The sequence below is a fragment of the Mesorhizobium sp. M2A.F.Ca.ET.067.02.1.1 genome (genome assembly GCF_004023285.1).
GTDB lineage: Bacteria > Pseudomonadota > Alphaproteobacteria > Rhizobiales > Rhizobiaceae > Mesorhizobium.
Genome location: NZ_RZSB01000175.1, coordinates 1 through 9,134, shown reverse-complemented (window position 1 = coordinate 9,134; position 9,134 = coordinate 1). Strand labels below are relative to the sequence as shown.

The 9,134-nt window shown below is 65.5% G+C and carries 7 protein-coding genes; all 7 read right to left on the bottom strand.

The annotated features are described in order from the left end of the window. Positions 1 to 43 precede the first annotated feature (43 nt). The 7 genes from EOA28_RS14540 to EOA28_RS14510 all read right to left on the bottom strand — a co-directional run bounded on the left by EOA28_RS14540 (position 44) and on the right by EOA28_RS14510 (position 9,091). Positions 44 to 1,558: an aldehyde dehydrogenase family protein gene (locus EOA28_RS14540; RefSeq protein WP_127251390.1), complete on the bottom strand. Its 1,515-nt coding sequence runs from the start codon at positions 1,556 to 1,558 to the stop codon at positions 44 to 46. A 184-nt stretch (positions 1,559 to 1,742) separates the two neighbouring features. Further along, positions 1,743 to 3,017: an RNA polymerase sigma factor gene (locus EOA28_RS14535; protein ID WP_127251391.1), complete on the bottom strand. Its 1,275-nt coding sequence runs from the start codon at positions 3,015 to 3,017 to the stop codon at positions 1,743 to 1,745. Then, a complete protein-coding gene (locus EOA28_RS14530; protein WP_042640414.1) occupies positions 3,014 to 3,388 on the bottom strand; it encodes a YciI family protein in 375 nt (124 codons plus the stop codon). The genes EOA28_RS14535 and EOA28_RS14530 overlap by 4 nt, the downstream gene beginning before the upstream one ends. A gap of 111 nt (positions 3,389 to 3,499) precedes the next feature. Next, entirely contained in the window at positions 3,500 to 4,516 is a 1,017-nt protein-coding gene (locus tag EOA28_RS14525; protein WP_348527555.1) for a DNA topoisomerase IB, read from the bottom strand. 277 nt (positions 4,517 to 4,793) lie between these two features. Continuing rightward, positions 4,794 to 5,732 (bottom strand): glycosyltransferase, encoded by a 939-nt coding sequence (locus EOA28_RS14520; RefSeq protein WP_127251392.1) that lies wholly within the window; start codon positions 5,730 to 5,732, stop codon positions 4,794 to 4,796. A gap of 112 nt (positions 5,733 to 5,844) precedes the next feature. Beyond that, positions 5,845 to 6,729: a transglutaminase family protein gene (locus EOA28_RS14515; protein WP_127251393.1), complete on the bottom strand. Its 885-nt coding sequence runs from the start codon at positions 6,727 to 6,729 to the stop codon at positions 5,845 to 5,847. Position 6,730: 1 nt separating this feature from the next. Then, a complete protein-coding gene (locus tag EOA28_RS14510) occupies positions 6,731 to 9,091 on the bottom strand; it encodes a circularly permuted type 2 ATP-grasp protein (RefSeq protein WP_245501524.1) in 2,361 nt (786 codons plus the stop codon). Positions 9,092 to 9,134: the final 43 nt, after the last annotated feature.

The following is a 9,134-nucleotide window of genomic DNA, read 5'->3' as shown; positions in this document are numbered from 1 at the left end:
ATATCGAGCGGTTCGGCTTCTCCAAGCCGAACCGCTCGCTTGTTCAATCGATGTCGAAGGACACGCCCTGCGCGAGCGGCAGCGCCTTGGAAAAATTCACCGTGTTGGTGGCGCGGCGCATATAGGCCTTCCAGGCGTCCGAGCCGCTCTCGCGGCCGCCGCCCGTCTCCTTCTCGCCGCCGAAAGCCCCGCCGATCTCGGCGCCCGAGGTGCCGATATTGACGTTGGCGATGCCGCAGTCCGATCCGTCGACGCCGAGGAAGCGCTCCGATTCCTGCAGGTCGCGGGTGAAGATCGACGACGACAGGCCGGCGCCCACGGCATTGTGCAATTCGAGCGCTTCGTCGAAATCGGAATATTTCATCACGTAGAGGATCGGGGCGAAGGTCTCTTCCGTCACCGGCGAGACTTGGCTGGGCATCTCGACCAGCGCCGGATGCACGTAATAGGCGTCCGGATGACCGTTTTCGACGCGCGCGCCGCCCGTCACCTTGCCGCCATGCGCCTCGGCCTCCTTGAGCGCCTTCTGCATGTTGTCGAAGGCCGCTTTGTCGATCAGCGGACCGACCAGCGCCTTGCCTTCCAGCGGATTGCCGACCGAGACGCTCTGATAGGCCTTCTTCAGCCGCGGCAGCAGCGCGTCATAGACGCTGTCATGCACGAACAGGCGCCTGAGCGTCGTGCAGCGCTGGCCAGCGGTGCCCATGGCGCCGAAGGCGATCGCGCGCAGCGCCATGTCGAGATCGGCGGTGGGCGTCACGATGCCTGCATTGTTGCCGCCAAGCTCGAGCACCGCGCGGGCAAAGCGCTTGGCGAGCCGAGGACCGACCTCGCGGCCCATGCGGGTCGAGCCGGTGGCCGAGACCAGCGGCACCTTCGGATGGTCGACCAGCACCTCGCCGGCGACGCGATCGCCGATCAGCACCTGCAGCAAACCCGCCGGCGCATCGGCGCCGAAACGCTTTGCGGCGCGCTTGAAGATCGCCTCGCAGGCAAGCGCGGTCAGCGGCGTCTTTTCCGCCGGCTTCCACACCACCGCATCGCCGCAGACGAAGGCGAGCGCCGCATTCCACGACCACACCGCGACCGGGAAATTGAAGGCCGAAATGACGCCGACGACGCCGAGTGGATGCCATGTCTCCATCATGCGATGTCCGGGGCGTTCGGTGGCGATGGTGAGGCCATAGAGCTGGCGGGAAAGACCGACGGCGAAATCGCAGATGTCGATCATCTCCTGGACTTCGCCGAGACCCTCGGACGGGATCTTGCCGACCTCGATCGACACCAGCCGGCCGAGCTCGTCCTTATGCGCGCGCAGTTCTTCGCCCAGCAGCCGCACCAGTTCGCCGCGCTTCGGGCCCGGCACCAGGCGCCAGGCCTGGAAAGCCTTGTGCGCGGCATCGATGGCCTTGCCGGCATCGGCGGCCGAAATCTGCTTCAGCGCCGCGATCTGCTCGCCCGTCACCGGGCTGTGCACGATGAGGTCGCCGCCGGAAAGCGCCTCCTTGGCGACGCCGAGTTTCTCAAGAAGTGAAGCCGTTTCCTTCGCCAATGTCATTTTTGTCCCTTTCAGGTTCCACCTCGAAGGGTGGGAATGGAGCCATGCGCCATGTCCTTGACGTGCCGATAGGAACGCCTAGGCGCTTTGATGACGTGGCATTACTCGTTTCGGTGAAAAACCGCCACCCCGGCATGGTCCAAGGCCCGATCGCGAAATTGGGCCAGAGGGTGAAGCCGGAGGATCAATGCGCTTTTTTGGCGGGAGTCCGCTCGGCGCTTTCCTTGATTAGCCGATCGATATGCATGCGGATATGCGCCGCCTCGGCTGCGGTGTTGGCCAAGGCGATGGCGCGATCGAAGGCGACGCGCGCCTCCTCGTTGCGGCCAAGCTGCATCAGCAGCCCGCCCCTCAGGCCGAAGAAGTGGAAATAGCCTGACAACCGCTCTTCCAGCGGCTCGATCATGGCAAGCGCGGCTTCCGGGCCGCGTACCTTGCTGACCGCGACGGCGCGGTTCAGCGTCACCACCGGCGACGGCTGCATCTGCTCCAGCAGGCCGTAGAGCAGGTCGATCTCGGTCCAGTCGGTATCCTCGGCCGTCGCCGCCCGCGCATGCAGCGCCGCGATCGCCGCCTGCACCTGGTAGGGGCCGGGCTTGCGATGGCGCAGCGCCTTGTCGACCAGCGCCAGGCCCTCGTCGATCATCTTGCGGCTCCACAGCGAGCGGTCCTGATCCTCGAGCAGGATGATCTCGCCATGCTCGTCGAAGCGCGCCGGCGCCCGTGCGTGCTGCAGCAAAAGCAGCGCGGTCAGCCCCATGATCTCCGGCTCGGCCTGGAACAGCCTGAGCAGCAGGCGCGCGAGCCGGATCGCCTCTTCGCACAGCGGCGCGCGGGCCGGCGCTTCGCCGCCATTGCTCGAATAGCCTTCGTTGAAGATCAGATAGACCATCGCGGCGACCGCGGCGAGCCGCTCCGAGCGTTCGACCGGGCCCGGCGTCTCGAACGGCACGCCGGCGTCCGCAATGCGTGCCTTGGCGCGGGTGATGCGCTGCTCCATGGCGCTTTCGCCGACCAGGAAAGCGCGCGCGATCTGCTTGACGGTGAGGCCGGAGACGATGCGCAGCGCCACCGCGATCTGCTGCGTCGCCGGCAGATCCGGATGGCAGCAGATGAACAGAAGCCGCAGGATGTCGTCGCGGTAATGCGCGCCGTCCAGCCGCTCGGCCATGTCGCCCTCGGCATCCTCCAGATCGGAGATCTGGTCCTCTTCCGGCATCGGCGCCTGCTTGGCGCGCTTGCGCACCGCGTCGATGCCGCTGTTGCGGCCGACGAAGATCAGCCAGGCCGCCGGATCGCGCGGCGGCCCGTTCTTCGGCCAGTTCTTGAGCGCCCTCAGGCACGCGTCCTGGAAAGCCTCTTCCGCGGCGTCGAGATCGCGGAAGTAGCGCAGCAGCGCGCCCATCGCCTGCGGACGGGCGTTGCTGATCGCCGTGCTTATCCAGGCAAGGTCCGTCATACCGCGACCTTTGTCGGATTGAAGACCGAGACCGGCCGGATCTCATAGGAGCCCCCGCTCGGATTGACCTCGGACAGCTCGCGGGCGAATTCGACGGCCTCGTCGAGGTCGCGGCATTCGAGCGTGTAGAAGCCGAGGAACTGTTCCTTGGTCTCGGCGAAGGGGCCATCAAGCACGACCGCCTCGCCCTTGACCTTTCTGAGCGTCGTCGCGGCCGTCGTCGGCAAAAGGCGCGCCACGGGCCCGAGCCGGCCGGCCTTGGCGTATTTGTCCTGCACGTCGAGGATCTTCGCCATGACCTCGTCGTCCTGTTCCTTGCTCCAGGAGCAGACGACGTCTTCGGAGGCGTAGCAGAGGATGGCATATAGCATGGCAGGTCCTTTCCGTATCAAAGGACGCGACACTAGGACCCTTCCCGACACAAGGTCGATAAAAAAATTCGGCGGGTAATCACGGACTTGGCTGTCCCTCGCGCCTGACCGTCAGGCGCCATGCGCCTGCAGCCATCTGAGCACCAGCGTTTCTTCCTCGTCGAGGCCTTGTATCAGCCGTTTGCGCTTGTTGGCTTCGGCCATCTCGTCAAGCAGGCGTCCCTCGGTCCATGCCTCGAACACCAGCGGATGGATGTAGCATTTGCGGCAGACGGCACGGGTATTGCCTAACCGCTCGGCGACCTTGTCGACGACGCTGTTGATCACCCGCTTTTGTTGCGTCTTGCTTTCCGGCAGCTCGGTCCCGGCAAACAGCGACGCGGCATGGATGGTGCCGCCCCAGGTGCGGAAATGCTTTGAGCTGAATTCGGCGCCGGACGCCTCGCGGATGTACCGGTTGACGTCCTCCGAACGCACCGGCCGCCGGTCGCCATCCTCACCCAGATACTGGAACAGCTTCTGCCCAGGCAGATCCTGGGCGCCGCGCACGACCTTGGCGATGCGGCGATCGACCAGCTTCAGCTTCCATTCCTTGCCCGACTTGCCCTTGAAGGCGAAGCGCAGGCTGGAGCCGTTGATCTCGACATGGCGGTCGCGCAGCGTGGTCAGCCCGAAACTCTTGTTGTCGCGCGCATAGGCCGCGTTGCCGATGCGGATCATGGTGTTGTCGAGCAGCCAGACCACCGAGGCGACGACGCGCTCCAGGGGCAGCCCGCGCCGGCGCAGATCGGCATCGATCTGGCGCCTGAGGCCAGGCAGGCTTTCCGCGAAGGCCACGAGGCTGGAATATTTGACGCCGTCGCGTTCCTCGGTCCATTGCGGGTGGTAGCGGTATTGCTTGCGGCCACGCTGGTCCCTGCCGGTTGCCTGGATATGGCCGTCCGGATCGGGCGAGATCCATACATCCGTCCAAGCCGGCGGAATGACGATCGCCTTGGCGCGGGCAAGAGTCGTTTCGTCGACGGCTCTGCCATCGGGGCCTAGATACGAGAATCCCGCGCCTTTCCTCAATCTGCGGATGCCGGGATCGGCATCGGTTACATAGTTGAGCGACGTGCTCCCGGCCAAGCTGCTGGTGCCGTTCCTTCGGGTTTCATCGTCCCGCGCCAAACGGTCTGATGACGCTTGTAAATGCTGCAACATGCCGGCTCCGCGAAATGACCCGTAGATAAAGCCGCGCGCCGGTGACTTGTTCCAGAAGGGCGTCAGCCCTGCCGGCTGACCGATACGTCCGCTATCCAACAGCCTTCCTTCACCAACATGGGTGGAAGGTATTACCGGCCGGCATGGGCTTGAGGATCCATTGCCGGCTGCCAGATAATCGTGAGGTCGGGCCTCTCGGCCATCAGGCCCGTTGCGGTTGGGCGGCTGGCGCCGAGAACCGGCGCCGTAGCGTCACCTTCAATCGATAGCGCATGCAACGCCAGACGTTCGCGCCCGCCGGTGGCGCGGCCTCGGCCACGTTGAGGAATCTTGCCGCCTTGGCGAAATCGCCGCGCGCGTTATGAACGCGCGCGATTTTCAAGGCAACGAGGCCTTCCCTGACCTTCAGCGACCGCTCCGCGATGCCGCAGGACCGGAGCCGGCGCAGCGCCAGGCGCCATTCCAAAAAGCGCCCGGCAGATCTGACCGTGAAACGATCGTCGGAGCGCTCCGCAGACACGAAATAGATGAAGATCGGTTGTCTCACGACGGCAACCGATGCCTTGGCGATGACGCGCGCCCAAAACAGCGTGTCCTCGTCATAGGCAAGCCCGACCGGGAATCTCGTTTCGCCAATGACCCGCCGCGACACCAGCGCGCTGCCGACTGCAATCGACCGTATCCGCCCATCGAGATAGGCGCAGGCATTGGCAAGCCCGCTGGCTGTGTAGACGCCCGGCATCTTGGTCGACCGCTCCTCGCCGTCGGCCCGCCGACGGAAGGCGCCGACCGCCATGTCGGCCGTGGGTTGGGCCTTGGTGGCCGTGGCCAGCAATGTACGCAGGCCGCCTTCCAGATGACGGTCGTCGGCGTCGATCATGTAGACCCAGGGACAACGGGCCTGCTCCAGAGCCGAATTCCTGGAGCCCCCGGCGTCGCGGCAGCTCGATTTGATGACGCGCATCGGCAAGGCAAACCGCAACGCCGTCTCCGTGGCGACGGCAGCGGTGGCGTCGGAGGAACAATCGTCGACCACCAGCACTTCACCGATGACCTCCTTTTCCGAGACCAGCGAAGCGAGCGTCCGAGCAATTGTCTGAGCGGCATTGTGCGCCGCAATGATGATGCTGACCTCTTCCAAACCCTGTCGCCGCACACCACACCCACGCAGGCGCGCCCCCCGTCAATCCCATACCCAGGATACCGACGGCAGGCGCAGTTGAGAAGCGTCTATAGGGCAATCGGGATTGCCGTCACACCTTTTCCATGGCAACCGGAATGACGTCGACCGCCTGCTCGCCGACCTGCCCGCCCGTCGTCTTCAGCACGCCGACGATCGGCGCCACATCGGAATAGTCGCGGCCATAGCCGACGGTGATATGGTCGTTGCTCGCCCGCATGCCGTTGGTCGGGTCGAATTCCTGCCAGCCGGCATCGCGGCCGCACCAAACCTTGACCCAGGCATGCATGGCATCGGCGCCCTCGAGCCTCGGCTTTCCCTTGGGCGGGATCGTGCGCAGGAAGCCGCTGACATAGCCGGCGGGGATGCCCAGCCCGCGCAAGCCGGCGATCATGATATGCGAAAAATCCTGGCAGACGCCGCGCTTCAGCGCGAAGGCGTCGCCCGCCCGCGTCTGCACCGTCGTCGCCTTGCCGTCATAGGTGAAATCGCGATGGATGCGATTGCACAGATCGGCCGCCGTAGCCACCGTTGAGCCGGCCAGGCTTTCCCGCGCATAGGCCGTGATCGCGGCATCGATGCCGACATGATCGCTGCCGGCGAGGAAATGATGCGGCGCGGATGGCGACAAGGAGCGGACCGAGCCGAGTTCCTCTTTGAGCTGCTGCAGATCCGGCGAGACGTCAAGGCCGGGTTCCGGACGCGACACCGACACACGCGCGCTCATCTTGATGTCGAGGCCGTCATGGACATCACGAAAGGCTATCGCGGTGACGTTGTTGCCGAAGAAATCGAAAAAATCCGTGCGCTCGGATGGGTTTGGCACGAAAGACAGCGAGGCGACCACGACGCGCTGCACGCCCGCGATAGTCGGCGGCAGCACCCGCACCTGATGCCGGCTGCCACCGGCCGCGGCGTCATAGTCGTAGCTGAGGTGAAGCCTGATATCGTACAGCATGCTAACCAAAATAGGCTTTGGCGAGGCTGTTATAGAGATTGCCGATCTCGGTCGCGAGATCATCAAGCACATCCGCCGTCATGTCCGATGGTTCCCTCACTGCGATTGCAGTGTTGAGCTGCAGGATTTCCTTGGCGGCCGTCGACATATGCCCCTCGCCGCCGACCGAAGGCAGCATGCCGATCTCGGTTTTCAGCCGCTCGAGTTGGAACAGGACCGAGCGCGGATTGAGCGGGTCGAGCGCCAGCAGGTCGATGACCGTGCGCCGCCCGGCCTGCACCGGATATTGCCGGCGATGGGTCATGACGCTGTCGCCGATCTCCAGCATCATGTCGAGCGCGCCCTCCGGCGCCCCTTTCCTGGTCAGCCGGCTGAGCGTGCGGGCGATCTGGATACCCCGTTCCAGCCTGCGGCCGATCTCCAGGAAACGCCAGCCTGTGAAGCGGTACATGTTCTCATGCAGCAGGCCGGAAAAGCCGGCGAGCTTGCGCAGCATGACCGTCATCGCCCGCGTCGCGTCGTCTCCGGGCGCTACCGTCTCCGCGAACTTGTGAACAGTCTTCGACAGATCCTTAAGCGCCAGCCATCCATCGGGCGAGAAGCGGTCACGAATCTGGCCAGCACTGTAGACCGCGCTGTCCAAGGTCCCGATCAACCCCGGCGGTATCGCCGTTCCGACGTCGATGCCGTACGGCTCGAGATAGTCCCTGATATCGGCCAGCAGCGGCATGTCCGGATCGGACGTCTCGGCAAGCCGCACGTGATAGGCGCGCAACACGCGCAACGTGTCTTCCGAGCGCTCGATATAGCGTCCTAGCCAGGTCAGGTTCTCCGCCGCGCGGCTGGGGAGGCTGCCCGGCATGCTGCGGGTGAAGCTCTCATGTTCCTGCGGCAGCAGCGTCTCGCGCTCGACCGGCCTGTCGCTGACCACCCAGACATCCGCGGCCTGGCCGCCGCGCTGCATGGCGATCGCCGTCGGGTCGAGCGAGAAGCCGACGCGGGCGAAGCCACCGGGCATCACGGTCCAGCCTTCCGGCGTGCGCGCCAGATAGACGCGCAGGCTGGCGGGTCGTGGTTCCAGCAAACCGCCGACAAACACCGGTGTGGTCGACAGCGTCACCGCTTCCTGGCCGACGAAACCGGCGCCATCCGCTTCGATCCGCGCGACGAGCTCGGCCCGCTCGCCGGCCGACAGGGATGATCCGAGCCGGGTCGCGCCGTCATCCTCGAAGGCGAGTCTGGTCGACAGCGCCGGGCCGACCACCATGCGGTCGATATTGGCAAGCACATGGGCGCGCTCGCTCTCCTGCCCGCACCACCAGGTGGCGATGTTCGGCAGCTTGAGGTCGTCAGCCTGCAGTTCCCGCGCGATCCTGGGCAGGAAGGACAGCAGCGCCCGCGTCTCCATCAGGCCCGAGCCCAGCGCATTGACGGCTGACACCGTGCCGCGCCGGATCGCCTCGACAAGCCCCGGCGTGCCGATCTGCGAGTCCGGCTTGAGCTCCAGCGGGTCGGCAAAGGCCGCATCGAGCCGCCGCCACAAGACGCCGATCGGCATCAGGCCGGAAACGGTGCGCACCATCAGCCTGCCGCCGGAGACGGTCAGGTCCTCGCCCTCGAGCAGCATGATGCCGAGATAGCGGGCGATATAGGCATGCTCGTAATAGGTTTCGTTGAGCGGCCCCGGCGTCAGGATGGCGACACGACCGCTGGAATCCTTGGCCATGCCGTTCAGCGCGTCGCGAAAGCGGCGGAAGAAGCCGGCAAGGCGGTGCACATGCATCTCGCCATAGATGTCCGACAGCGCCCGCGTCGTGGCGACACGGTTCTCCAGCGCGAAACCGGCGCCCGACGGCGCCTGGGTGCGGTCGCCCAGCACCCACCAGCGGCCGTCCGGGCCACGGCCGAGCTCGAAGGCGACCATGTGCAGGAAATGCCCGCTGGCCGGCCTCACGCCGGCGATGGGGCGCAGATATTCCGGGCTCGCCGCGATCAGCCCGGCCGGCAAGATGCCCTTCTCGATCAGCCGGTTCGGCCCGTATATGTCCGCCAGGATCGCCTCGAACAGGTCGGCGCGCTGGACCAGTCCGGCGCTGATCTCGGCCCATTCCTGCTCATCGATCAGCAGCGGAACATAGGCGAGCGGCCATTCCCGCTCATTGGCACCTGCCTTGTCATAGACGCGGTAATAGACGCCGGCGTCGCGCAGATACTGGTCGGCCCGGGCAAAACGCTGCCCAAGCCGCTCCGCCCCCAAAACGTCGAGTGCGTCGATGAAGGAGCGCCAGGCCGGACGCGGGCTGCCCGACGCGTCGACCATCTCGTCGACGACGCCTTCGATCGGCCGGTAGCGTTCCAGCAGGCTCTGCGCCCGCGGCCTGCCGCCCGCCCGTTTCTGATTCCCC

What these genes read in the sequence shown, in the direction of transcription:
- EOA28_RS14540 (WP_127251390.1), bottom strand. Translation starts at nt 1,558, where the DNA reads ATGACATTGGCGAAGGAAACGGCTTCACTTCTTGAGAAACTCGGCGTC.
- EOA28_RS14535 (WP_127251391.1), bottom strand. Translation starts at nt 3,017, where the DNA reads ATGACGGACCTTGCCTGGATAAGCACGGCGATCAGCAACGCCCGTCCG.
- EOA28_RS14530 (WP_042640414.1), bottom strand. Translation starts at nt 3,388, where the DNA reads ATGCTATATGCCATCCTCTGCTACGCCTCCGAAGACGTCGTCTGCTCC.
- EOA28_RS14515 (WP_127251393.1), bottom strand. Translation starts at nt 6,729, where the DNA reads ATGCTGTACGATATCAGGCTTCACCTCAGCTACGACTATGACGCCGCG.